The sequence below is a fragment of the Thermovenabulum sp. genome (genome assembly GCF_049723235.1).
Lineage (GTDB): Bacteria > Bacillota > Thermosediminibacteria > Thermosediminibacterales > Thermosediminibacteraceae > Thermovenabulum.
Map to the genome: position 1 here is coordinate 17,718 of NZ_JBNARB010000015.1, position 24,401 is coordinate 42,118.

A 24,401-nucleotide genomic window follows, 5' to 3' on the forward strand; every position below is an offset into this window, starting at 1 on the left:
ACAAGAGGTGGTATTTTTGGACCTAAATTTGGATGTTCGCTATTTGAAAGGGGTCGGACCGGCAAGAGCGAAACTTTTAAAAGCCCTTGATATAAAAACCGTTAAAGACCTTTTATTTTTTTTTCCAAGGGACTATATCGATCTCACCCCCATGAAATTGAAGGAAGCGATAGAAGATCAAAAAACCACTTTTTTTCTTGAGGTGAAGGAACTGGGGCAAGATATAATAACCAGAAGCGGTGTTGTATTAACGAAAATTCCCGTGACGGATGGGGAAAGTGATGCAAATTTGGTTTTTTTTAATCAACCTTATATTAAAAGTAATCTATTCAAAAATGAAAAATTAATCGTTATTGGAAAAATAAGGAAGAATTTTGGCGAATATGAAATATTAAGCCCTCAGTACTATAAGGTGAAGGAAGATATAAAAAAAATAAATAAAATTTTACCGGTATATTCCCTTACCAGGGGATTAACCCAGAAAAATTTACAAAAAATAATAGAAGGAGCTTTTAAGGATTATTATTTATTACTGAAAAGCGAAGAAATATTACCTCAATTTATAACGCAAAAATATGGTTTAATGCCCAAGGCAAATGCTATTTATGAAATGCATTTTCCAAAAAACTGGGATAGCCTTAAAAAGGCAAAAGACAGTCTTGCCTTTGAAGAATTATTAATCTTTCAAATGGGGATGAGAGCTACTAAGGAATATCTTCTCGGAAAAAAGAGGAGCAATATATATAAGGATTTTAATCTCAGCCCTTTTTTAAATAACCTTCCATTTAAATTAACCAATGGACAAAAAAGGGTTTTGAAAGAAATTCTTCAGGATCTAAATAGTGAGAAAGTAATGAACAGGCTTTTACAGGGGGATGTAGGCTCGGGCAAAACAGTTGTAGCAGCCTCCATTATTTACCTCGCATATAAAAACGGATATCAAAGTGCATTTATGGCTCCTACCGAAATTTTAGCACAACAGCATTATGAAAATTTAAATAAATTCTTAAATCCTTTTGGAACTAAAGTAGAAATATTGAAAGGGAATATGGGTGCTAAGAGAAAAGAAATATTAGAAAAGATTAAAAAAAATCAAATCAGTGTAGTTGTCGGTACCCATGCTCTTTTACAAGAAGATGTAGAATTTGCTAACCTCGGACTTGTTATAACAGATGAGCAACACCGGTTTGGTGTCAGGCAAAGGGAAGAATTAGTAAAAAAGGGATTCTATCCCGACGTAATGGTAATGAGTGCTACGCCCATACCAAGAACCTTAGCTCTTACTTTATATGCAGATCTTGACATTTCGATAATTAATGAAATGCCTAAGGGCAGAAAAAAAATTGCTACATATTTGGTAAATAGCGAATTAAGACATAGAGTTTACAAATTTATGATTTCCGAAGTTGAAAAAGGACATCAGGTATATATTATCTGCCCAGCTGTAGAAAAAAATAATTTTGGTCTTTTAAGTGTTGAAGAAAAATACGATGAAATAGTTAAGGAATTTCCTGATTTAAAAGTAGGCATTCTTCACGGAAAACTAAAAAATGCGGAAAAGGACAAAGTCATGGAAGATTTTTTATCAAAAAAAATCCAAGTACTTATTAGTACCACAGTTGTAGAAGTTGGAGTCGATGTTCCAAACGCTACTTTGATTATTATTGAAAATGCAGAAAGATTTGGACTTGCCCAGTTACATCAATTAAGAGGGAGGGTTGGCAGAGGTAATTTGGAATCGTACTGTATATTGATCACCGATTCCCGGGAAGAGGATGCGAGAGAAAGACTAAAAGTACTTTTAAAAACGTCCGATGGATTCGAAATTGCGCAAAAAGATTTGGAATTGAGAGGGCCAGGAGAATTCTTAGGAGAAAAACAGCATGGACTTCCGGAGTTTAAATTTGCAGGATACATAAATAATTTGAAAATGATAGAGGAGACGAAAAAACTGGCTGATTTCATTTACGATAAGGGTTTAATTAAGACTAAGGAGTTTGAAAAAATAAGAGAAATAGTAACTGAAAGAATCAGACATTTATAAAAAAATTCAGAAAAATAATTATTAATAAACTTTGGTATAATATCCAGATAGTTCTAGTATGGAGTCCTTTTTGCGTGGAATGATAATAGTAGAAAACGCAAAAAGGAGGTGAAAAAAAGATGGCACTTGGTCAAAAGAGAAATAAACTCGTAGTTCCCGAAGCAAGGAGAGCTATGGAACAATTCAAAGCTGAAATCGCACGAGAGGTTGGAATTACTGCTCCTCCGGATGGATACTGGGGAAATTATTCTGCCAGGGATTGCGGTGCAGTAGGAGGCCATATGGTAAAAAGAATGATTGAGGATTATGAAAGACGTTTGAGTGGCGGGACGCCTACTCAGTAAAAAATAGATAAAAAAGAACAGGCTCTGCTTAAAAGCGAGCCTGTTCTTTTATGCTCTAAAAAAAGAGCCGGCAATTTTGCCGGCATGGGAGAGGAGAAACCGGAGGAAGAGCTTATGGGGATTTCATTATATATAATATTCATTTTAATAAATTTTATACCATATTTTACATAAAATAAAGAGTAATTTATTTAAAAACAAAAATTGTTGTGTTAGAATTATAATGAGATTTTTGACGGGTGGAATAAAATGAGAATAATAGGTGGTACTTTAAGAGGAAGGAAATTAAAATCCTTGAAGGGAATGAAAACAAGGCCTACTTCGGCAATGGTCAGGGAAGCTTTGTTTAATATTCTGGGAGAAAAAGTGATCAATTCTATATTTCTCGATGCTTATGCAGGGACAGGAGCAGTAGGTATTGAAGCTATAAGTCGCGGAGCTAAAAAAGTATATTTTATTGAAAAGGACAAAGAAGCCTGCAGAGTGATAAAAGAAAATATCAAAACTCTTGGAGTCGTGGATCAGGCGGTAATTATAAGAGGAGAAATTCCGGAAATCTTTTATAGTATTACGGAAAAAGATGATTTTGATATTATATTTCTTGACCCACCCTATGGAGATTTTAATATTGCCTGTATAAACACTCTGAAAGAGGAAGGATTTATAAGAACCAATACCCTGGTAATTTTACAGTGTTCTTTTAATGAAAAAATAAATTTAACTGAAGAATTTTCTGTAATAAAAGAAAAAAAATACGGCATTACAAAACTTATTTTTTTTAGGAGGAATTGAAGTGAAAATAGCGATTTATCCCGGTAGTTTTGATCCCATTACAAACGGTCATATTGATGTGATCGAAAGGAGTTCTAAACTATTTGATCGTATTATTGTTGCGGTTTTAAAAAATCCCAACAAAAAGCCTTTATTTACGGTAGAGGAAAGAATTGAAATGATAAAAGAGGCAACAAAAAATATAGAAAATGTGGAAGTGGAATCCTTCAGCGGCTTGCTGGTAGATTTTGCCAGGATGAAAAATGCCAAAATTATCGTAAAAGGATTGAGAGCGGTTTCCGACTTTGAATACGAATTTCAAATGGCTTTAATGAATAAAAAATTAGACAGTGAAATTGAAACGGTATTTATTATGACAAATGTCAGGTATTCTTACTTAAGTTCGAGCGTGGTAAAAGAAGTTGCTGGTTTTGGCGGCTGTATAAAGGATTTGGTACCGCCTCATGTAGAAATGAAATTAAAAGAAAAAATCTGTAAAATTTAAAGGAGTGGAAACTGATGGATACTTATTATTATATTGAACAAATCCAAAAAATGATAACTGAAGCTTCAAAACTTCCTTTTTCCAACAAAATTGTTATCGATCACGATAAAATTTTACAATTACTGGATGAATTGATTAAATCCCTTCCAGAAGAAATAAAAAAATCCAAAAAGATTTTAGAAGAAAGACAAAACATCTTACTTGAGGCTCAGCGAGAAGGAGAGATGATTATAAAAGAAGCAAAGGAATATATTGAAAAGATGGTGGATCAAAATGAGATTATCAAGCTTGCAAAAGAAAAATCCGAAGAGATATTAACCAATGCAAAAAAGACCGCAAGGGAAATAAGAGTTGGTGCTAACAAATATGCGGATGAAGTTTTAGAAGAATTGGAAAATCAGTTGCAAAAAATTCTCCAATCGGTCAGAAAGGGAAGGGAAGAGTTAAACAGCAAATTATAGCTACTTTTTAATTACTTTAAATCCAAAGACTTCGAACCCCTTCCAAAGGTATATTATTATTGAAGATATAATTAGTATGAATATTAGTAAAGCAAAAACCTGACTTGAAATCGAAAAAATTGACCACCAGCTTTCCGGAGTATTCTTGGGAGCAACCGCGAAGACGGGTAAGGACAGATCATTATAATTATTTATCGGAATACCCATCAATATGTAGGATGTTATACCTGCAAAAATTGCATGCAAGAATCTTGCAATTACATAAGTTGTTATTTTTATATCTGTATCACTAACCATACTCATTACCTGAAAATGTACCGAAAGTCCGCTCCAGGCTATTATAGCACTTGCTATAATAACCCTATCCAATAAAGGTGCTTGAGCCTGGCTTGCTAATTGAGTGCCCAGCGTAATTTCAAAGGTTCCGCTGATTACAGCCTGGGATAAATTTGGATTTATACCTATTAATGATAACACCTTCCCAATAAAAGGAACAAAAAGCGAAATAATTCCTGCTACAGTTAGTATACGAATTATTACTGAAAAAAGGATTATAAATCCTAAAATCAAAAGCAAAGAGTTTATAGAATCTTTTATACAATCCCCGAGCATTTTTCCAATGGGTCTTTCGTCTTCTTTTCTCGCTCTTAAGAGCTCTTTAACAGCTTTTAATAGTATGTTTTCCTTTTTTTTAACAGATCCGATTGATTCGGTTCTGGGAGAATTGAAAGCATAAAACTTTAAAATTACCCCTAAGATTAATGCAGAAATATAATGAGATAATGCTATGATTGAACCCAATCGAACATCTTTAAACATTCCAACGGCTACAGCACCTACCATAAAAAGAGGGTCTGCGGTGTTGGTAAAAGACATTAACCTTTCTGCTTCATAAGTGTTACAAATTTTTTTCTTTACTAACTTTCCTGTAAGCATTGCTCCAAGGGGATAACCGCTGGCTAAACCCATTGCCATTACGAAAGAACCGGCACCGGGAACATTAAAAATAGGCCTCATCATTGGTTCAAGAAGTACTCCCATGAAATGAACAACACCCAGTCCCATTAATAGTTGGGAACCTATAAAAAATGGAAGGAGAGCCGGAAGAACAATATTAAACCATACATCTAAGCCTTCAAATGCAGCTTTGAAGGCTTCTTCAGGGTATCGAACTATAGAAATGGTAATCACTACTGCAATTATCGGTAATATTAGCTGGCTTATTTTAGATAAGCGGCTTTTTTGTATTTTAAAACGCATAAGTGATGCCTCCTAAAAAAATTTAATAATAAGTCAACTTTATTTTATATAGAAATATATATTTTTGTATTTTTTCCGATATTCGTTTATAAGGGGGAAAAATTTTGGAAAAAAAAATAGGTCTTGCCCTGGGTTCAGGAGCTGCAAAGGGATATGCCCATATTGGGGCATTAAAGGTTCTGGAGGAATACAAAATACCAATACATATAATTACGGGTTCAAGTATTGGAAGTTTAATTGGGGCATTATATGCTTCAGGTATAAATATTAAAATTATTGAAGGTTTAGCATATAATATAAAAAGGCGTCATTTTCTTGATATTACTCTACCGCGCTCGGGATTAATCGCTGGCAATAAAATATATGAGATGTTAAGATTGCTTACAAAGGATAAAGACTTTTCAGAGCTTCGAATTCCCCTTGGAGTTGCAGTTACGGAACTGAAATCAAAAAAACTGTTAATTTTACGGGAAGGCAATGTGGCTTTCGCAGTCAGAGCCAGCATATCAATACCGGGTATTTTTAACCCTGTCCTTACTCAGGATGGAAAAATTTTAGTAGATGGCGGGGTTTTAGAAAGGGTACCGGGTAAAGCGGCAAGAGAAATGGGTGCTGATATCGTGATCGGGGTGGAACTGGGATTTAGCGAACGAAAGAATTTAAATACCATATATGATATTTTGTTTGAAACTTTTGATATAATGGGCAGGGAAATACAGAATTTAAAAGGCTATGATTGTGACATTTTAATTACCCCTCGTTTAGAAAAAGTAAATCCTATGGCTTTTGGGGAACCCGAATATTGTATAGAAGAAGGGAAGAGAGCCACCTTAGAGGCAATTCCCCGTATACTATCATTACTGGAGGAAAAATGCTATGAATAATTTTTTAAAGAAAAATTTTAAAACATTAATAATTACCTTGGTGATACTTTTTGCTTTAAATTTTTATTTGAGTGAAAATTATTCTATTATTGCACCGGGAATTACCGTTGATTTAAAACAGATTGTCTCCGTTGAAGGAGGAGACAAAGAAGAAAAAGGGGCATTTTATTTGACTACAGTCTCTACAAGGGATGTAAATATTCCTCTTTTCCTTTATGCTTTTTTAAGTCCTTCTGTAGAAATAGAAAAAAAAGAAGATATAATACCTCCGGGTTGGGATATGAAGAAATACATCGAATATATGAAGCAGTGGATGGAAGAAAGTCAGAAAATTGCCGAGGTAGTTGCTCTTAAAAAAGCAGGTTTTAATCCACAGATTTTAGGAAATGGAGCAAAAGTAGTGGAAGTAATTGAAGATAGCCCGGCAAAAGGAAAAATATTTCCCGGAGATGTAGTGAAAAAAGTTGATGGGGAGAAAATAAATATAGCAGAGGAAATGATAAAAAAAGTTTCAAATAGAAAGGTGGGGGATCCCGTAACCTTAGAGATTGATAGGGAAGGGGAGAAAAAGGTTATAACTATTCCCACTATTGAGAGTAAAACAGAAAAAGGTAAAGCAATGGTGGGGCTTCTAATTACCACAATGGATTGGAAGCCAATATTACCAAAAAAAATTATTATAAATACAGGTGAAATAAGTGGCCCGTCGGCAGGTCTAATGTTTACTCTGGAAATATTAAACCAGCTATTACCGGGGGATTTAACAAAAGGTAAAAAAATAGCTGGAACGGGTACTATCAGCTTAGATGGAACTGTTGGAGAAATAGGCGGAGTAAAACAAAAGGTTTTAGCAGCTTACAGGGATAAAGCGGAAATATTTTTTGTGCCTGTTAAAAATGCTGATGATGCTAAAAAAGCAGCAAAAAACTTAAATATAAAAATTGTTCCGGTGAATAATATAGATGAAGTATTGAATTATTTAAGATCAATGTAAAAATAAGGATTATTAAATTATTATAGGTTTTTTGAAATAATCTAAACCGAAAATTCGTTGCTCCTTGGAAGGTCTTGCCAGGGAATAAATATCCGATGCCAAAATATCTTTTTCTATTTTTTTCTTTTGTTCGTCTTTCAATTTATTAATATCTTTCGCGGAAATAACGATTGGCAAAGAAGATCTTTTTTCAATTTCTTTAATTAGAGAAAAACCTTTTTTAGAAAATCCGAGAATTCTAATATAATTAGGTTTACGGCAGTTTATATCTTTTTCGGTAATATTTAAAAGTATTTGAGTAAGAATTCTCCTTATTCTGGTTTCGGGATATCTTTTAGTCTTGATATTATCTATTAATTCATAGATATTTTTTGATCTTTTAACGGCATTCTGAATTCTTCTGTCGAGGCCTTCTTTGATATCAAAATACAAATTGAAATCTTCCCGGGACATTTTTAAAAGTGTGGCGAATATTATCTCCTCAAAATTTTCAAAAAACACCGGTCCTCTTTTCAATTCAATTTCATTTTTTATGATATCTAAGGTAAAACAAGGTAAAGAATTTTTTAATTCCTGGTTTTCGTTAATATTTTGGATATTTGGATTTTCTTTTAAAAATCGCCTTACAGCAGTAGCGCTGGGAATGGGTTTTATTTCTAATTCATGGTAGGATGAGCCTTTTCGTAAAATAGGAAGAATGTCAATGGGATAACCATTTTTCAAAATAGCTTTACAGTATTCAATTCCAAGTATAAAATTTGGCTTTTTCAACAAAATCGAAAGATCATTTTTTGGAAATTCATCTTTCAGTAATTCAATTAAAGCGGCTTCTCTTGCAGATGGGAAGGACAACCCTTTTTTTAAATTGCTTTTTAGTTCCTGCTTAAAGAGTGGAGGCTCATTTATAAGGATTTCTGCAATTTTAATTAATTCTTTTTCTTTTTTTTCCTCCACTCCAAAACTTAAATAATTGACTATCTTCATTTCACCCAATAAATTGATGGCACCCTCGGCAAAAATTTCAGCAGTGCTTGCAGAAAATATTACCGGTAATTCTACTACCATATCTGCTCCACCTTTTAAAGCCATATAAGTTCTTGCCCATTTATCAAAAATCGCTGGTTCTCCTCTTTGTACGAAATTTCCACTCATTGCAATTATTATTGCATCCGGATTAAATTCTTCTTTTATTTTATTCAAATGATAGTAATGCCCGTTATGAAACGGGTTGTATTCCGCAATAATTCCGATTATTTTCATTATTTACCTCCTAAGGCAAATGGATTTGATTTACTACAATTAAAATAATAAAATTGTTCAGCAGGAAAATCAAATTTTTTATAGAATCTATTACTCTGTGATTTAAATCACTTGTATTTAGTATCCAAGATGATATATTATTATTTTTGGTTGGATTAAATAATTATCTGAAAGGGGATTTACATATGGATTTAATTCAAAAAATAAGAGAGAGGGCAAAAGCCACCAATAAAACTATTGTTCTTGCGGAGGGAATTGAAGAAAGGGTAATCAAAGCAGCAGTAACGATTAGGGATGAAAAAATAGCAAAGGTTATACTATTAGGACAGGAAAAGAGAATTAAAGAAGTGGCAGGAGGAATTGATCTTTCAGGGATTGAAATTATTGATCCGGAAATTTCGGAAAAAACCAGGGATTATGCGGAACTTTTATATCAGCTCAGAAAAGACAAAGGTATGACGGAAGAAAAAGCAATGGAACTTGCTAAAAATCCTATTTGGTACGGAACCTTAATGGTAAAAAATGGTGATGTGGACGGAATGGTTGCTGGAGCCATAACCGCCACTGCTGATATTTTTAGACCGGCTTTTCAGGTGATAAAAACGGCTCCAGGAGTGAGTGTAGTATCCAGTGCTTTTATAATGGTGGTTCCAAATTGTGAGTACGGTTCTAACGGCATTATACTTTTTGCAGATTGCGCAATCAACCCAAACCCCGATGCAAAGCAATTAGCAGAGATTGCATTAGCTTCTTCGAGAACCTGGAAAGCTTTAATGGATGAAGAGCCAATTATAGCAATGCTTTCGTTTTCTACAAAGGGAAGTGGACAGCATGAAACGGTGGACAAGGTGGTTGAAGCAACTAATATTTTAAGACAAAAAGCACCGGAATTAAAAGTGGACGGAGAGCTGCAAGCAGATGCAGCCCTTGTACCAAAGGTAGCAAAAACTAAGGCCCCGGGTAGCGAGGTAGCTGGAAGAGCTAATATCCTGATATTCCCCGATTTGAATTCAGGGAATATTGGATATAAATTGGTACAGCGCCTGGCAAAAGCGGAAGCTATAGGACCAATTAGCCAGGGGCTTGCAATGCCGATTAATGATTTATCAAGAGGATGCAGCAGTGATGATATCGTAAATGTAGCGGCTATAACCGCATTACAGGCACAGAATTTAGTAAAATAAAGATTATAAAATAAAATTAAAGAGTAAAATAAAAGAAAAGAAAGGGTGTTATTTGGTGAAAGTACTGGTGATCAATTGTGGCAGCTCTTCTTTAAAATATCAGCTATTTAATATGGAAGACGAGTCGGTAATGGCAAAAGGTCTTGTAGAAAGAATTGGCTTAGAAGGTTCTATGTTAAAGCATCAGCCGGCAGGAAAGGACAAAGTAGAGATTTCGGCAGAAATTCCTAATCATAAAGTTGCAATAAAAGTTATGCTTGAGGCTTTAGTGCACAAAGAATACGGTGTTATTGAAGATATTAAAGAGATTTCGGCAGTTGGGCATAGAGTGGTACATGGCGGAGAAAAATTTTCAGGATCTGTAATTATCGATGATAAGGTAATGGACGTATTAAAAGAGTGTATAAGCCTTGCTCCTTTACATAATCCGCCAAACATATATGGTATTGAGGCTGTTAAAGAGATTTTACCGGACGTGCCAATGGTAGGAGTTTTCGATACCGCGTTTCATCAAACAATTCCGGAATACGCTTATATTTACGGAGTACCCTATGAACTTTATCAAAAATATGGAGTAAGAAGATATGGTTTTCACGGTACATCCCACAGGTATGTCTCTCTTAGAGCGGCTCAATTCTTGGGCAAGCCTCTAGAAAATATTAAACTGGTTACCTTACATCTTGGAAATGGATCCAGTATTTCAGCGGTTAAATACGGTAAGTCAGTAGAAAACAGTATGGGCTTTACACCTTTAGAAGGAATACCTATGGGCACAAGATGCGGGAATGTGGACCCTTATATACCCATTTTCATTATGGAAAAAGAAGGGGTAGGCTTAGATAAAATAAATGACTATCTAAATAAAAAATGCGGCGTTTTGGGTATTTCGGGGGTAAGCAGCGATTTTAGAGATATTGAACAGGCTGCACAGCAAGGAAATAAGAGGGCAAAGCTGGCATTGGAAGTATTCACATATCAAGCAAAAAAATATATTGGTGCATATGCAGCTGCAATGAATGGTCTGGATGCTGTAGTGTTTACAGGAGGAATAGGCGAAAACTCCAGTTTGGTTCGAAAGATGATATGCGAAAACATGGACTTTTTAGGAATAAAGATCGATGAAAATAAAAATAACGTCAGGGGTAAAGAAACCGACATTTCTGCAGAGGATGCCAAGGTAAGGGTGTTAATCATACCAACAAACGAAGAATTGATGATTGCAAGAGATACGGTAGCCCTTATCAAATAAATGTTGACATAAGCTTTTAATAACCTTATAATAAAAAAGACAATTTTTTGATGAAGGTGGAACACTTGCAGATAAGTATATCAGAAATTAAAAATAAGGTTGGAGCTTCCTTTGAATTTGAGTTTGAATACGATGTTAAAAGGATTGATTACAAAGGAGAAACATTAAAATTCACTTCACCGGTGCTGGTAAAAGGGAAAATCACGAATCTGGGTAAAAAAATTTATTTGGTAGAAGGTAACATTAAAGCTTCCATAGAGGATAATTGCTACAGGTGTTTAAAAGTTACCCATGTACAACTGGATGTAGATTTTTCTTTTCGATTTGGTGAAAATGTAAGATCAAGTTATGAGGAACCCTATTTAGATGAATCGGAAAATGAAATATACCCAATTATCGGTGAAAATATTGATTTAGACTTATTAATTGAAAATGAAATTATTCTGAACTATCCAGCAAAAATATTATGCGACCCTGACTGCAAGGGTATTTGTGAAAAATGCGGAAAAAATTTAAATGAAGGCAATTGCGATTGCTTTAAAAACGCTGTAGATCCAAGGCTGAGCGCCCTGGAAAAATACTACAACAAGTAACAGTTATAGGAGGTGTATTTATGGCCAACCCGAAACGGAGGTTTTCAAAAGCAAGGACAGCCAAACGCAGAGCTAATTGGAAGTTAACCGCACCAAACTTGGTGGAATGCCCTCAGTGCCATGAAAAGAAAATGCCTCACAGGATATGTCCAAATTGCGGTTATTACAATCACCGTCAGGTGTTGAAGGTAGAAGCTGAATAAAAGAAATATTGAATAAAAGGAGAGAATTATTATGTTCTCTCCTTTTATTTTTTTATTGATTTTTAACTACTAATAGTATAAAATATTAGTACCAACTCATAATTGTTGCTAATAATTTTGAGGTGAGAGGATTGAACAAAAAAAATCTTCCTAAAAAAGAAAGGCAGCAGGAGCTTCAAAATTTACTGGAAAATGACCCGTTTTTAACCGATGAAGAATTAGCCGATATTTTTGATGTAAGTATTCAAACCATAAGACTTGATAGGCTGGAATTAAAGATTCCGGAACTCCGGGAAAGAATAAAAAGTGTAGCTCAAAAAAATTATTCAAAGGTTCGAGCATTAAGCGCCCGGGAAATAGTAGGAGAACTGGTAGATTTAGAACTGGGGAAAAGGGGAATATCCATTTTAGAAACTACGGATGATATGACCTTTGAAAAAACAAAAATAATAAAAGGTGAGTATATTTTTGCTCTTGCTAATTCCTTAGCAATAGCTGTTATAGATGCGAATGTAGCATTAACCGGTGTTGCAAATATTAAGTATAAGTATCCTGTAGTTGCTGGACAGAAGCTTGTAGCAAAGGCTGAAGTGACAAGGGTTAGAGGAAATAAGCACTTTGTGTTCGTCAGGGTTTTTCATAAAGAAAAAGAGGTTTTCCGAGGAAAATTTATTTTAGTTTCATTGGATGGAGAGGTGAGCTCATGAGAATTATTGTAGATGCTATGGGAGGGGATTTTGCTCCCCGGGAAGTGGTCAAAGGGGCAATGAAAGCTTTAATGGAATTGAATTGTGAAATAATATTGGTAGGCAGGGAAGAGATGATAAAAAAAGAAATGGGAGATTTTAAAGGAAAGTTTGAAATAGTAAATGCAGATGAAATTATTACCAATGATGAATCTCCCGTCAAAGCCATAAGGTCCAAAAAGGATTCCTCAATAGTAAAAGGGCTTAGCCTTTTAAAAGAAGAAAAAGGAGACGCGTTTGTTTCAGCAGGAAATACCGGAGCTTTAATGGCAGGAGGGCTTTTTATTCTCGGGAGGCTTTCTGGGATTGAAAGACCGGCTATAGCAGTTTTAATACCCACGGAGAAAAAACCGGTTCTTTTGCTGGATGTGGGAGCAAATAGCGATGTAAAACCAAAAAACCTGGTGGAATTTGCTGTAATGGGAAGTGAGTTTTACAAAGAGGCAATGAAAGAAAAAGATCCAAAAGTAGGAATTTTAAATATAGGCACTGAAGAAGAAAAAGGAAATATTGTGGTCAAAAGCGCATACGCCCTGTTAAAGGAGGTTAATAATTTAAACTTCAGAGGAAATGTAGAAGCCAGAGACTTTTTTAAAGGAGATTTTGATGTAGTTGTATGTGATGGATTCACCGGTAACATTTTCTTAAAAACAATAGAAGGTTTTGGAAAATTTCTTTTTGACAAAATGAAATTGGAAACAAAGAAAAGTTTTACTTATTCTGTTGGAGGGTTATTACTAAAACCTGCTTTAAAGCGAATAAAGGATTCATTGGATTACAGCGAATACGGTGGAGCAATTCTTTTAGGACTTGATAAAGTGCTGGTTAAATGCCATGGATCATCTGATAGCAAGGCCATTTTCAACGGAATAAGAGCTGCATTGAATTTTGTTGAGAATGATATTACATCTAAAATGAAAGAAGCTCTTTTTGGGTTGAAGGAGGTAAAAGATTGACGGATAAAATAGGCATTTTAGGAGTTGGGTCTTTTTTACCGGATAAGGTGTTATCAAACTTTGACCTGGAATTAATGGTAGATACTTCCGATGAATGGATAAAGGAAAGAACAGGAATTAGCTTTAGAAGAATTGCAGAAAAAAATATAGCCACATCGGATATGGCTTATGAGGCTTCAAAAGAAGCCTTAAAAATGGCAAATTTGAAACCTGATGAGATAGATTTAATAATAGGAGCGACGGTTACCCCCGATATGTTATTCCCTTCATCCGCTTGTTTGGTGCAACAAAAATTGAAGGCAAAAAACGCTGCGTGTTTTGATTTATCAGCAGGCTGCACTGGTTTTATTTATGCATTAGTCTGTGCCTATGAATTTATAAAAAGCGGCATGTACAATAATGCATTAATTTTCGGTTCAGAAACTTTGTCAAGGATAGTGGACTGGGAAGATAGAAATACCTGCGTTCTTTTTGGCGATGGCGCGGGTGCCTGTGTAATTGGAAGGGTTAATGAAGGAGGTATTATATATAAATTATTAGGAGCTGATGGAACAAAATCGGAACTTTTATATATTCCGGCAGGGGGTTCGAAAGAACCGGCCACTATTGACACCGTAAGAGATAGAAAACATTATATTAAAATGAATGGAAAAGAAGTATTTAGATTTGCTGTTTCAATAATTGAAGAAATGGTTAAAAGGATAACAAAAGAAAGCGGTTGTCCAGTTGAAGAAGTTGATTATTTTTTACCTCATCAAGCGAATATGAGAATAATAGATTCGGCTTTCAGAAAATTGAATATACCGATGGATAAAGTGATTGTTAATCTTGATAAATACGGTAATATGTCAGCTGCTTCTATACCGGTGGCTTTAGATGAGGTAGTAAAGTCCGGAAAGGTGAAAAAGAATGATAAAATTATGCTTCTGGGTTTTGGGGCAGGATTGACCTGGGGTGGAGTTCTGATAGAATGGTGTATTTAAAAAGGAGTGATTTTAATGGAACGAATAAAAATTGTTACCGATAGTACCTGTGATTTAGACCCGGAAACGTTAAGAGAATACAAAATTACATCGGTCCCCCTCAAAGTATATTTTGGAGAGAAAGAGTACCGGGACGGCATTGATATTACTTCTGAAGAATTTTATAAGATGCTAAAAACTTCACCCTATCACCCGCGAACTTCCCAACCTTCACCCTATGAGTTTCTGGAATGCTACAAAAGTTTGAAAAGTGAAGCGGATAGAATTATATCCATTCATATTTCCAGTAAATTAAGCGGTACATATAATTCAGCATTAATAGCAAAAAAAATGGTGGATATACCTGTGGATGTTATAGATACAGAAGGTGCTTCAATTATGGTGGGGATTATTGCAAGGGAAGCTGCGAGGGCATCTCTTGAGGGAAAATCAAGGGAAGAAATAATTGAATTGATTAACTACTTAAAAGAAAAAATAAAAATTTATTTTTCTGTTGATACCTTGGAATATCTGCAAAAGGGCGGAAGAATAGGGAAGGCAGCAGCATTTCTGGGTGGTTTGTTAAATATAAAACCCATTTTGACATTAAAAGAAGGCATTATTGTACCTGTGGATAGAGTCCGAGGAAAGGACAGGGTATATAGCAGGTTATTGGAATTGGTAAGACAGGATAATATAACCGGGCCGTTAAATGTGGCTATTATGAATTCAAATGCTAGGGACGAAGCGGATATATTAAAAAACATGTTGTTGAATGAATTTCAAGTAAAAGAGATAATTACCGCTGATTTGGGACCGGTCATTGGTACTCATACCGGACCGGGTGTAATAGGAGTAGTTTTTTATAGTTGATCGCCGGAGGAGGAGAAGATATGTTTCATACCGAAATATGCGACCTTTTGGGCATAAAATACCCTATAATCCAGGGGGGCATGGCATGGGTTGCAACAGCAGAGCTTGCTGCAGCAGTTTCCAATGCAGGAGGCCTTGGAATAATAGGGGCAGGGAATATGCCGCCGGAAAGATTAAGAGAAGAAATTTTTAAGGTAAAACAATTAACGAATAAACCTTACGGAGTAAATGTATATTTTATGTCACCCTTTGTTGATGAGGTTATTAAAGTAGTAATAGAAGAAAAGGTTCCTGTAATTACTACGGGAGCAGGAAATCCCGGAAAATATATAGATTCTTTGAAAAAAGCTGGTATTAAAGTGATTCCCGTGGTAGCTTCTGTAGCCCTTGCAAAAAGGCTTGAAGGGATAGGCGTAGATGCGGTAATAGCAGAAGGAATGGAATGCGGAGGGCATATAGGAGAAATCACTACGATGGCTTTATTACCCCAGATCGTTGATGCCGTTAAAATACCCGTGATAGCAGCCGGAGGCATTGCGGATGGAAGAGGTTTTTTAGCATCGCTAATTATGGGGGCTAAAGGTGTACAAATGGGAACGCGATTTATTTGTTCGGAGGAATGTAAGGTCCATGATAATTATAAAAAAGCTATTATTGAAGCAAAAGACAGAAGTACGGTAGTTACGGGGAGACCTACGGGACACCCTGTCAGGGTTTTGAAAAATAAATTATCGAGGGAATTTGAAATTTTGGAACAAAAATGTGCTCCAATAGAAGATTATGAAGCTCTGGGGACGGGCAAATTAAAAGCTGCGGTGGAAGGAGATATTGAGTACGGTTCTTTAATGGCTGGACAAATTTCAGGGCTTATTAAGGATGTAAAGCCGGTTAAAAAAATAATCGAAGATATTATTAGCGAAGCTGATGAAATTGTTAAATCTATTAACTCAGGAAGGTTGTGGGAAATATGTCAAAAGTAGCTTTTATATTTCCGGGGCAGGGGTCCCAGTATGTCGGTATGGGAAGAGATTTATATGAAAAATTTGCTATAGCAAAAGAGTTATTCCATAAAGCTGATAAAGTTTTAGGATTGCCCATCTCAAAATTATGTTTTGAGGGCCCTGAAGAAAAATTGCGGGAAACAGAAAACACACAGCCTGCAATTCTTGTTCATAGTATTATATGCTATAATTTATTGAAATCCTACGGTGTAAATCCGGATATTACCTGTGGTCTTAGCCTGGGTGAGTATTCATCACTGGTAGCAGCAGGAGCCCTTTCTTTTGAGGATGCTGTTTCAATAGTAAAAAAACGTGGAAAGTATATGCAGGAAGCTGTTCCCATTGGCACCGGTGGTATGGCTGCTTTGATGGGACTTACCCGGGAACAGGTTCAGGAATTAATAAAAATAGCTTCAAAAGAAGGGGTGGTGGAAATAGCAAATTTTAACTGCCCTGGACAAATAGTAATATCGGGAGAAATTAATGCACTAAAATTCGCCATGGAGCTTGCAAAGGAGCTTGGGGCAAAAAAGGTTATAATGTTAAACGTAAGTGCACCTTTCCATTCAAGTCTTTTAGTTGGGGCAGGAGAAAAGTTGAAATATGATCTTGAAAGGATAAATATAAAAGCTCCTAAAATTCCGGTGGTTTTTAACGTAACAGCCGATAGTGAAGATGAACCTCAAAAAATTAGAGAATTACTGATAAAACAGGTAAGTTCACCCGTTCTCTTTGAAGATAGTATAAGGAGGATAGTAAAAAAGGGAGTAAATATCTTTATAGAAGTAGGCCCAGGAAAATCTTTAAGCGGGTTCGTAAAAAAAATAGATAAGAATGCAGAAGTATTAAATGTAGAAGATGTAGCGAGCTTAGAAAAAACCCTGAATCAATTAGGAGGAATACTATATGAATCTGCAGGGTAAAGTTGCTATAGTTACGGGAGGATCAAGGGGAATTGGAAAAAGTATATGTATAAAGCTGGCTGAGAAAGGTTGTAATGTAGTAATAAATTATGTAAAAAACGAATCCTTTGCCCTTGAAGTGGCGAGGGAAATTGAAAATATGGGTCAAGGTGCATATCTGGTAAAAAAAGATGTATCAAAAATTAAAGAAGCGGAGGAGCTGATTGAAGAGGTATATAAAAAATTTAATAATATTGATATATTGGTAAATAACGCGGGAATTACAAAAGATACGCTGTTTTTGAGAATGACAGAAGAAGATTTCGACAAAGTTTTAGATACAAATCTAAAAGGAACCTTTAACGTAACAAAAGCCGCGGTAAAATATATGGTAAAAAAACGTTTTGGAAGAATAATTAATATATCCTCAATCGTTGGGATTTACGGTAATGCAGGACAGGTAAATTACGCCGCTGCAAAGGCAGGTATAATAGGATTTACTAAAGCTTTGGCAAAAGAGTTGGGAAGCAGAGGAATTACAGTAAATGCAGTAGCCCCAGGATTTATAAAAACCGACATGACCACACCAATTATTGAAAAAGAAACCGAAGAAAAAATAATAGAAAGAATACCTTTAAAACGAATCGGTCTCCCGGAGGATGTGGCAAATTTAGTTGCTTTTCTTGCTTCAGATGAAGCTTCATACATTACCGGACAGGTTATTGCTATTGACGGTGGTTTAACTTTGTAATAATCTTATTATTGAATATTAGAATAAATTTTTAGTAGTATAATATTATAACTAAGAGAACTTATATCTGAAGGGAGGTGAAGTGATGGAAATTTTAGACAGAGTGAAAAAGATTATTGCCGATCAGCTTGGAATGGATGAGGATGATATCACTCCCGATGCCTCTTTTATAGATGATCTGGGAGCCGATTCGCTGGATATTGTAGAACTCATAATGGCTTTTGAAGAAGAATTTGACTTGGAAATCCCTGATGAGGATGCAGAAAAAATTAAAACCGTGCAGGATGTGGTGGATTACATAAAAAATCGTATCGGTTAATTTGTCATTATGTAAAATAGAAGAGAACATCAGTAAGTCCCGTGGAAATCTACGGGACTTTCTTTAAAATATAATAAAGAATTTATTTGGAGGAGATTATTGGATGAAAAAAAGGGTAGTTGTAACCGGACTGGGAGTTGTATCACCCGTTGGGATAGGAGTTAATAAGTTTTGGGAATCGTTAATTAATGGGAAATCAGGGATAAGCCGAATTGAGTTCTTGGATACATCTGATTTACCGGTTCAAATTGGTGGTGAAATAAAAGATTTCAATCCGGAGGAATTCATAGACAAAAAAGAAGCAAAAAAAATGGATAGATTTACGCAATTTGCTATTGCGGCTGCGAAAATGGCAATTGAAGATGCAAAATTAAACATAGATCAAATAGATAGGGAGAGAATAGGTGTAGTACTGGGCTCCGGAATAGGAGGAGTAATTACCTGGGAAGAGCAGCACAAAATACTTATGGAAAAAGGTCCGAAACGGGTTAGCCCCTTTTTTATCCCGATGATGATAGCCAATATGGCCTCAGCACAAATTTCAATGGAGTTTAACTTTAAAGGTCCAAACGTAACCACGGTTACGGCTTGTGCATCGGGTACTACTGCGATAGGAGAGGCCTTTAAAATGCTGCAGGATGGTAGAGCTGAAGTAATAATAGCCGGTGGAACGGAGGCACCTATTACACCTCTTTCCATTGCAGGTTTTTCTTCAATGAAAGCTTTATCAACCAGAAATAGCGAACCCGAGAGAGCTTCAAGACCCTTCGACAGGGAAAGGGATGGTTTTGTAATGGGAGAAGGAGCCGGGGTCCTGGTTCTTGAAACTCTGGAAAATGCTCTAAAAAGAAATGCCAGGATTTATGCGGAGGTTTTAGGTTATGGCTCTACCGCAGATGCTTATCATTTAACTCAGCCTGCTCCGGATGCGGAAGGTGCAGCCCGGGCCATGGAGATTGCTATAAAGGATGCGAATATAAAACCCGAGGATATTAATTATATTAACGCTCATGGCACCTCAACTCCTTTAAACGATAAATTTGAAACAATTGCTATAAAAAGGGTATTCAAGGAACATGCATATAAGCTTTATATTAGCTCTACAAAGTCGATGACGGGTCATCTGCTGGGGGCAGCAGGAGCTGTTGAGGGGATAGCTACTATTTTATCGGTATACAATGATGAAATCCACCCGACAATAAATTATGAGTACGAAGATCCCGAATGTGATTTGAATTATGTTCCGAATAAATTCGTTAAAACAAAAGTGAATTTTGCACTTTCCAATTCAATGGGTTTTGGGGGACATAATGCCAGTGTGATATTCGGTAAATACCTGGATGACAAAAAATGTTAAATTATTATGTTTAAGGAAGGTAACATATGGATGAACAAAGAAAAGCCAAGCTTGATGAGCTTCAAAAAATACTCGGGATAAGCTTTTATAATTTAGAATTACTCAATTTAGCTTTGGTTCATCCTTCTTTCTCCTACGAAAAGCGTTCCGAATTGGAAGAAAACAATCAAAGGCTGGAATTTTTAGGTGATGCGGTGCTGGAACTTGTAATTAGTCAGTGGATTTTTGAAGAATTCCCTGAGCACTCAGAAGGCGAATTGACAAAGATCAGAGCTTTTTTGGTGTGTGAAGAAACCTTGTCTTTAATATCAAAAGATTTATCCCTGGGAGATTATTTAATTTTGAGCAAAGGGGAAGAGTTAAGCGGAGGCAGAGAAAAAATATCAATTCTTGCTGACACTTTTGAAGCAGTACTCGGTGCTATATATCTTGATCAAGGTTTAGAAAAAGTTAGACAATTTGTAATAAGTAAATTTAAAGGAATAATAGATAAATTAAAGGCAGGAAATTTTGTTGCGGATTATAAAACCACCCTTCAGGAAATTTTACAGAAGAGATCTCAGGACAGGATAATGTATAATGTGGTAAAAGAGGAAGGCCCCGATCACGATAAAACTTTTTACGTCGAAGTAAAGTGGAAAAATAGAGTGCTGGGGCGCGGAAAGGGTAAGAGCAAAAAAGAAGCGGAACAACGAGCAGCAAAGGAAGCAATAGATCATCTTGATAAAAATTATAAATTTTGGTAATTATTTTATAGATAAAGAAGGAATTTTATGAGTCTCATAGAATATAAAATAATAAAAATACTTTAGAGGGGGTACATGTGTAATGGAAGTACTAAAAGTATCAGCTCAATCAAAACCTAAAGCTGTTGCTGGGGCGCTGGCAGCTGTTCTGAGGGAAAAAGGAGTTGCTGAACTTCAGGCAGTGGGTGCCGGTGCTGTAAACCAGGCTGTTAAAGCCATTGCAATTACAAGAGGCTTTGTTGCTCCAAATGGATTAGATTTAGTAGCTATTCCTGCCTTTGCAGAGATTGAAATCGATGGAGAAGAAAGAACAGCAATAAAATTTATCGTTGAACCCCGTTAAACTGTAGTGAAGTAAAATACCTGTCTTTTATAGACAGGTATTTTTATTTTTTATCGGTTTTATGTTAGTCGGTTTTATGGTAAAATTTTATTACTGTATGTTTGAGGTTTTATACCGGTAGGGGGAGCAAGATGTTTTTAAAAAAGATAGAGATACAGGGATTTAAATCCTTTGCCGACAGGATACAAATAGAGTTTCAACCAGGAATAAATGCCATAGTTGGACCTAATGGAAGCGGGAAAAGTAACGTTACTGATGCCATAAGATGGGTTTTGGGAGAACAAAGCGTTAAAAGTTTAAGAGGCAGCAAATTGGAAGATATTATTTTTGCCGGAAGTTTAAAAAGAAAACCCCTCGGTATGGCTGAAGTAACGGTAGTATTGGATAATGAAGATCATTTTTTGCCTCTTGATTTTACCGAGGTTTCTATAACAAGAAGGGTATTTCGCTCCGGCGAAAGCGAATTTTACTTAAACAAAGTGCCCTGCAGATTGAAGGATATACAGGAACTCTTGATGGATACGGGCATAGGTAAGGATGGTTATTCAATTATTAGTCAGGGAGAAATTGATGAGTTTTTACTTTCAAAACCTGAAGAAAGACGGTTGATATTTGAAGAAACCGCCGGAATCACAAAACATAAAGCGCGGAAAAAAGAGTCCGAAAAAAAGCTGGAAGAAACTTCTATGAATATTTCAAGACTGGATGATTTGATAAATGAGCTGGAGTATCAATTAGAGTCCTTGTATGAAGAAAAGGAAAAAGCTCTGGTGTATAAAAAACTCTCTGAAGCAGAAAAAGAACTTGAGGTAAATTTAATTTTGATCAAGTTACACAACGTGGAAAAGGAAATTAAAAACTATGAACAAGTACTGGCAAAAAATGAAGAGGAATTAAAAAGATTAAAAGATGCACTTTTCAAAGCTGAAGAAAAATTAAAAAATAAAAACGAACAATATGAAAAAGAATCCTTTAAATTAGAGAAATTAAGAGAAGAAACCCAGGAAAAAAATATTCAAATTTCTAATTTAAAAAAGGATATAGAGTTTTATACGGAAAAATTACAGGATTATCAAACTCAAAAGGAAGAATTATTGGCAAAAATTGAGGAACTGTCGGATAGAAAATTAAGCTGTAAAAATATTATAAAGGAAAAAATTTTGCTTTTAGAAGGAAAAAAATTAGAGAGGAATTCGGTAAAAGGGGAAATATCCAGGCTTAAAGAAAATGTTGAAGAAATAAATATTAAAATCTTTAATGAAGAAAAAAGGATTGAAGATTTAAAATCTCAGATTATAGATTTATTAAACTCCACAGCTGAAAGAAAAAACATATTGTCAAGCCTTAACACCATGAGCGATTCCTTAAAGAAAAGGAAAGAGCAGATTATTGGTGAAGTTGAACGATTACAAAAAACAAACCAGGTTACCTCTCAGGATATAGAGGCTATTGAAAAAAGAGTGAAAATGCTTGATAGTAATTCTGCGATTTTAAAATCTGGTTTAAATAGATTGTACAAAAAAATAACATTATTAGAAAGCAAATTCCGTGATTTACAAAAGATGCTATCGGATAAGGCGGCAAAATACAACGAACTTCAGTCCCGATTAAAAGCACTGAAACAACTTGAAAATAATTATGAGGGTTATCCGGTAGGTGTAAGGAATCTACTATTAGATTTGAAAAACGGAAGGATTAATATCGAAGGTATATACGGTTCCCTAGCTGAACTTATCTATGTAGAAAAAGAATACGAATTAGCTGTTGAAGCTGCCTTAGGAGGTTCTCTTATTGATATTTTATGTAAGGATGAAGATTCTGCGAAAAAAGCGGTAGAATACTTAAAAAAACATAATTTGGGAAGAGCCACTTTTCTTCCACTAACTTTGATGAAGCCAAAGATTATAAAAGATGAGGAACTATTACAATTTAAGACTTTTAAGGGATTTGTTGGACTTGCAGAATCCCTTGTGAAATATGATAAAAAATATAAGAACTGCATTTTAAATTTACTCGGCAGGGTGCTTGTTTTCGAAGATATGGATTCTGCGATTATTGCTTTTAGAAAGAATCCTGCATTTAAAATGGTTACTTTGGATGGGGAGATAATAAATCCTTCGGGTTCAATAACCGGCGGGAGCTTTAAAAAATCCTTATCTTTGTTAAGCAGAAAAAGAGAAATTAACTTGTTGAACAGCGAGATTAACAAAATAAATAAAGAAATAGAATTAATCAAAGATGAAGTGTCTAAAGTTAATAAAAAAATTGAAAGAAAAAATTACGCATTAAATTACCTTAAGAAAAGTTTAGAAAAAGCAACTATAGAAGTTGTTAAATTAAATCAGGAAAAAGCCGAGAAAAATAAGGTTTGGGAGGAAAGAAAAGAGAGGATACATATCCTTTGTTTAGAGCTTGATCAGATAGAAAAGGATTTAAAGGAATTAGATTCCGAGATTGTAGTAGCCAGGAAAGATATAGATGAACTAAATAAAAAAATATCCGAGAGCCAGCAAGAAATTAAAAAAATTAAAGATAGTATGCAGGCAGTTTTTTTAGCAAAAGAAGAAAAAGAGAAAAAATTAGAAGAACTTAACAATAGGCTTTCATTAATTAACAATGAAGAATATGGTCTAAGGTTAGAAATACAGCATTTACAGGAAAGTATAGATTTAATAAAAAATGAGGCTTTGGAGTACAATCAAAAGTTATCAAAGCTGTACGAGTTACAGGAAAGTATTCGTAATGAAAAGATGGCTCGAGAAAAATTTTTAGTTGAAATATCTTCAAAAAAAGATATTATGGATAGAGAATATGAAGAATTAAGGACTAATTTTATAGAAATTGAGAATGAAATAAAAAGCTTACAAAAAGAAATTTTATTATATAGGAAAAAAATAGAGAAATTTGATATTACGACAAATGATATAAAGATAAAAAAAGCATCTCTTGAGATGGAAAAAAATTTCTTGGAGAACCACCTCTACGAAAAATACAGGTTAAGTCCCGCCCAAGCTTTAGAATTGAAAAAAGAATTAGGAGAAATTGATCAACTTCAGGAAATGTTAAATAATGTAAAAGAGGAAATTTCTAAATTAGGACAAGTAAATTTAGGAGTAATAGATGAATACGAAAAAATTAAATCAAGGCAGGAATTTTTGGTTTCCCAAAAACAAGATTTGATATATGCAAAAGAAAAATTAACTAATTTGATTGCCGAAATCACAAAGACAATGGAAAAAATGTTTTTGGAGACATTTGAAAAAATACGAGAGGAATTCCAGGAGGTATTTGTTGAACTTTTTGGAGGAGGCAAGGCCGATATTTATTTAATAGATAAATCTATACCGCTGGAAACGGGAATTGAGATAGTAGCACAACCCCCGGGAAAGAAACTTCAAAATATAAATCTACTATCAGGTGGAGAGAGATCTTTTACGGCAATAGCTTTACTATTTGCCATTTTAAATGTTAAACCTACTCCCTTTTGTATTTTGGATGAGATTGAAGCCGCTTTAGATGATGCAAATATTGAAAGATTTGCTAATTACGTAAAAAAAGCGTCCAATAATACTCAATTTATTATTATCACCCATAGGAAGGGCACAATGGAGATAGCGGATGCTCTGTATGGAGTTTCTATGGAAGAAACCGCCGTTTCAAAAGTGGTGTCTTTAAAAGTTTGAGGAGGTGTAT

At 35.0% G+C, this 24,401-nt stretch carries 25 protein-coding genes; 23 read left to right on the top strand and 2 right to left on the bottom strand.

Annotated elements, in window-relative coordinates:
* Window positions 1–7 precede the first annotated feature (7 nt).
* From recG to ACPLOV_RS08235, 5 genes are all read left to right on the top strand, one after another.
* Window positions 8–2,044 (top strand): ATP-dependent DNA helicase RecG, encoded by a 2,037-nt coding sequence (gene recG / locus ACPLOV_RS08215; protein ID WP_424910998.1) that lies wholly within the window; start codon window positions 8–10, stop codon window positions 2,042–2,044.
* Between the two features lie 119 nt (window positions 2,045–2,163).
* Window positions 2,164–2,388 (top strand): alpha/beta-type small acid-soluble spore protein, encoded by a 225-nt coding sequence (locus ACPLOV_RS08220; RefSeq protein ID WP_068748140.1) that lies wholly within the window; start codon window positions 2,164–2,166, stop codon window positions 2,386–2,388.
* A 249-nt stretch (window positions 2,389–2,637) separates the two neighbouring features.
* Window positions 2,638–3,180: a 16S rRNA (guanine(966)-N(2))-methyltransferase RsmD gene (gene rsmD, locus ACPLOV_RS08225; protein WP_424908239.1), complete on the top strand. Its 543-nt coding sequence runs from the start codon at window positions 2,638–2,640 to the stop codon at window positions 3,178–3,180.
* Window position 3,181: 1 nt separating this feature from the next.
* Complete coding sequence (coaD, locus tag ACPLOV_RS08230) at window positions 3,182–3,664, top strand: pantetheine-phosphate adenylyltransferase (protein WP_424908238.1); 483 nt, start codon at window positions 3,182–3,184, stop codon at window positions 3,662–3,664.
* Between the two features lie 14 nt (window positions 3,665–3,678).
* Window positions 3,679–4,125, top strand: a complete 447-nt coding sequence (locus ACPLOV_RS08235) for an ATPase (protein WP_424908237.1) — start codon at window positions 3,679–3,681, stop codon at window positions 4,123–4,125.
* On the opposite strand, the gene ylbJ is transcribed toward ACPLOV_RS08235, so the two are convergent.
* A complete protein-coding gene (gene ylbJ, locus ACPLOV_RS08240; RefSeq protein ID WP_424910999.1) occupies window positions 4,126–5,385 on the bottom strand; it encodes a sporulation integral membrane protein YlbJ in 1,260 nt (419 codons plus the stop codon).
* 104 nt (window positions 5,386–5,489) lie between these two features.
* On the opposite strand from ylbJ, the gene ACPLOV_RS08245 reads away from it, so the two are divergent.
* Both ACPLOV_RS08245 and ACPLOV_RS08250 read left to right on the top strand, forming a co-directional pair.
* The gene (locus ACPLOV_RS08245; RefSeq protein WP_424911000.1) at window positions 5,490–6,269 is read left to right on the top strand and encodes a patatin-like phospholipase family protein; all 780 of its coding nucleotides are present in this window, start codon (window positions 5,490–5,492) and stop codon (window positions 6,267–6,269) included.
* Entirely contained in the window at window positions 6,262–7,263 is a 1,002-nt protein-coding gene (locus ACPLOV_RS08250; protein ID WP_424908234.1) for a YlbL family protein, read from the top strand. Before ACPLOV_RS08245 ends, ACPLOV_RS08250 begins: the two co-directional genes overlap by 8 nt.
* Window positions 7,264–7,275: 12 nt before the next feature.
* Here ACPLOV_RS08250 and ACPLOV_RS08255 read toward each other — a convergent pair whose 3' ends face one another.
* Complete coding sequence (locus ACPLOV_RS08255) at window positions 7,276–8,523, bottom strand: nucleotidyltransferase (RefSeq protein WP_424911001.1); 1,248 nt, start codon at window positions 8,521–8,523, stop codon at window positions 7,276–7,278.
* A gap of 185 nt (window positions 8,524–8,708) precedes the next feature.
* On the opposite strand from ACPLOV_RS08255, the gene pta reads away from it, so the two are divergent.
* The 16 genes from pta to smc all read left to right on the top strand — a co-directional run bounded on the left by pta (window position 8,709) and on the right by smc (window position 24,391).
* Window positions 8,709–9,707: a phosphate acetyltransferase gene (gene pta, locus ACPLOV_RS08260; protein WP_424908232.1), complete on the top strand. Its 999-nt coding sequence runs from the start codon at window positions 8,709–8,711 to the stop codon at window positions 9,705–9,707.
* 55 nt (window positions 9,708–9,762) lie between these two features.
* Window positions 9,763–10,956 (top strand): acetate/propionate family kinase, encoded by a 1,194-nt coding sequence (locus ACPLOV_RS08265; RefSeq protein WP_424908231.1) that lies wholly within the window; start codon window positions 9,763–9,765, stop codon window positions 10,954–10,956.
* 65 nt (window positions 10,957–11,021) lie between these two features.
* The gene (locus ACPLOV_RS08270; protein ID WP_424911002.1) at window positions 11,022–11,549 is read left to right on the top strand and encodes a YceD family protein; all 528 of its coding nucleotides are present in this window, start codon (window positions 11,022–11,024) and stop codon (window positions 11,547–11,549) included.
* A gap of 20 nt (window positions 11,550–11,569) precedes the next feature.
* The gene (gene rpmF / locus ACPLOV_RS08275; protein ID WP_424908229.1) at window positions 11,570–11,752 is read left to right on the top strand and encodes a 50S ribosomal protein L32; all 183 of its coding nucleotides are present in this window, start codon (window positions 11,570–11,572) and stop codon (window positions 11,750–11,752) included.
* A gap of 131 nt (window positions 11,753–11,883) precedes the next feature.
* A complete protein-coding gene (gene fapR / locus ACPLOV_RS08280; protein WP_424908228.1) occupies window positions 11,884–12,459 on the top strand; it encodes a transcription factor FapR in 576 nt (191 codons plus the stop codon).
* On the top strand, window positions 12,456–13,454 hold the full coding sequence (plsX, locus tag ACPLOV_RS08285; RefSeq protein WP_424908227.1) for a phosphate acyltransferase PlsX: 999 nt from the start codon (window positions 12,456–12,458) through the stop codon (window positions 13,452–13,454). Before fapR ends, plsX begins: the two co-directional genes overlap by 4 nt.
* Entirely contained in the window at window positions 13,451–14,437 is a 987-nt protein-coding gene (locus ACPLOV_RS08290) for a beta-ketoacyl-ACP synthase III (RefSeq protein ID WP_424908226.1), read from the top strand. Before plsX ends, ACPLOV_RS08290 begins: the two co-directional genes overlap by 4 nt.
* Window positions 14,438–14,452: 15 nt before the next feature.
* Window positions 14,453–15,289: a DegV family protein gene (locus tag ACPLOV_RS08295; protein WP_424908225.1), complete on the top strand. Its 837-nt coding sequence runs from the start codon at window positions 14,453–14,455 to the stop codon at window positions 15,287–15,289.
* Window positions 15,290–15,309: 20 nt separating this feature from the next.
* On the top strand, window positions 15,310–16,269 hold the full coding sequence (fabK, locus tag ACPLOV_RS08300; RefSeq protein ID WP_424908224.1) for an enoyl-[acyl-carrier-protein] reductase FabK: 960 nt from the start codon (window positions 15,310–15,312) through the stop codon (window positions 16,267–16,269).
* On the top strand, window positions 16,257–17,213 hold the full coding sequence (gene fabD / locus ACPLOV_RS08305) for an ACP S-malonyltransferase (protein ID WP_424908223.1): 957 nt from the start codon (window positions 16,257–16,259) through the stop codon (window positions 17,211–17,213). The genes fabK and fabD overlap by 13 nt, the downstream gene beginning before the upstream one ends.
* Entirely contained in the window at window positions 17,197–17,943 is a 747-nt protein-coding gene (fabG, locus tag ACPLOV_RS08310; RefSeq protein ID WP_424911003.1) for a 3-oxoacyl-[acyl-carrier-protein] reductase, read from the top strand. Before fabD ends, fabG begins: the two co-directional genes overlap by 17 nt.
* A gap of 85 nt (window positions 17,944–18,028) precedes the next feature.
* Window positions 18,029–18,262, top strand: coding sequence for an acyl carrier protein (gene acpP, locus ACPLOV_RS08315; protein WP_068748159.1), 234 nt, complete (start codon window positions 18,029–18,031; stop codon window positions 18,260–18,262).
* 103 nt (window positions 18,263–18,365) lie between these two features.
* A complete protein-coding gene (fabF, locus tag ACPLOV_RS08320) occupies window positions 18,366–19,619 on the top strand; it encodes a beta-ketoacyl-ACP synthase II (protein ID WP_424908221.1) in 1,254 nt (417 codons plus the stop codon).
* A 26-nt stretch (window positions 19,620–19,645) separates the two neighbouring features.
* Complete coding sequence (rnc, locus tag ACPLOV_RS08325; RefSeq protein WP_424908220.1) at window positions 19,646–20,365, top strand: ribonuclease III; 720 nt, start codon at window positions 19,646–19,648, stop codon at window positions 20,363–20,365.
* An 82-nt stretch (window positions 20,366–20,447) separates the two neighbouring features.
* Window positions 20,448–20,708, top strand: coding sequence for a stage V sporulation protein S (locus ACPLOV_RS08330; RefSeq protein ID WP_068748162.1), 261 nt, complete (start codon window positions 20,448–20,450; stop codon window positions 20,706–20,708).
* Window positions 20,709–20,839: 131 nt separating this feature from the next.
* Window positions 20,840–24,391 (top strand): chromosome segregation protein SMC, encoded by a 3,552-nt coding sequence (gene smc / locus ACPLOV_RS08335; protein WP_424908219.1) that lies wholly within the window; start codon window positions 20,840–20,842, stop codon window positions 24,389–24,391.
* The last annotated feature ends 10 nt before the right edge of the window (window positions 24,392–24,401 follow it).

Bases quoted from the DNA above. Each gene is read 5' to 3' on its own strand.
- ACPLOV_RS08220 (WP_068748140.1), top strand. From the start codon at position 2,164: ATGGCACTTGGTCAAAAGAGAAATAAACTCGTAGTTCCCGAAGCAAGG.
- rsmD (WP_424908239.1), top strand. From the start codon at position 2,638: ATGAGAATAATAGGTGGTACTTTAAGAGGAAGGAAATTAAAATCCTTG.
- ACPLOV_RS08235 (WP_424908237.1), top strand. From the start codon at position 3,679: ATGGATACTTATTATTATATTGAACAAATCCAAAAAATGATAACTGAA.
- ylbJ (WP_424910999.1), bottom strand. From the start codon at position 5,385: ATGCGTTTTAAAATACAAAAAAGCCGCTTATCTAAAATAAGCCAGCTA.
- ACPLOV_RS08250 (WP_424908234.1), top strand. From the start codon at position 6,262: ATGAATAATTTTTTAAAGAAAAATTTTAAAACATTAATAATTACCTTG.
- ACPLOV_RS08255 (WP_424911001.1), bottom strand. From the start codon at position 8,523: ATGAAAATAATCGGAATTATTGCGGAATACAACCCGTTTCATAACGGG.
- pta (WP_424908232.1), top strand. From the start codon at position 8,709: ATGGATTTAATTCAAAAAATAAGAGAGAGGGCAAAAGCCACCAATAAA.
- rpmF (WP_424908229.1), top strand. From the start codon at position 11,570: ATGGCCAACCCGAAACGGAGGTTTTCAAAAGCAAGGACAGCCAAACGC.
- plsX (WP_424908227.1), top strand. From the start codon at position 12,456: ATGAGAATTATTGTAGATGCTATGGGAGGGGATTTTGCTCCCCGGGAA.
- ACPLOV_RS08295 (WP_424908225.1), top strand. From the start codon at position 14,453: ATGGAACGAATAAAAATTGTTACCGATAGTACCTGTGATTTAGACCCG.
- fabK (WP_424908224.1), top strand. From the start codon at position 15,310: ATGTTTCATACCGAAATATGCGACCTTTTGGGCATAAAATACCCTATA.
- fabD (WP_424908223.1), top strand. From the start codon at position 16,257: ATGTCAAAAGTAGCTTTTATATTTCCGGGGCAGGGGTCCCAGTATGTC.
- fabG (WP_424911003.1), top strand. From the start codon at position 17,197: ATGAATCTGCAGGGTAAAGTTGCTATAGTTACGGGAGGATCAAGGGGA.
- acpP (WP_068748159.1), top strand. From the start codon at position 18,029: ATGGAAATTTTAGACAGAGTGAAAAAGATTATTGCCGATCAGCTTGGA.
- fabF (WP_424908221.1), top strand. From the start codon at position 18,366: ATGAAAAAAAGGGTAGTTGTAACCGGACTGGGAGTTGTATCACCCGTT.
- rnc (WP_424908220.1), top strand. From the start codon at position 19,646: ATGGATGAACAAAGAAAAGCCAAGCTTGATGAGCTTCAAAAAATACTC.
- ACPLOV_RS08330 (WP_068748162.1), top strand. From the start codon at position 20,448: ATGGAAGTACTAAAAGTATCAGCTCAATCAAAACCTAAAGCTGTTGCT.
- smc (WP_424908219.1), top strand. From the start codon at position 20,840: ATGTTTTTAAAAAAGATAGAGATACAGGGATTTAAATCCTTTGCCGAC.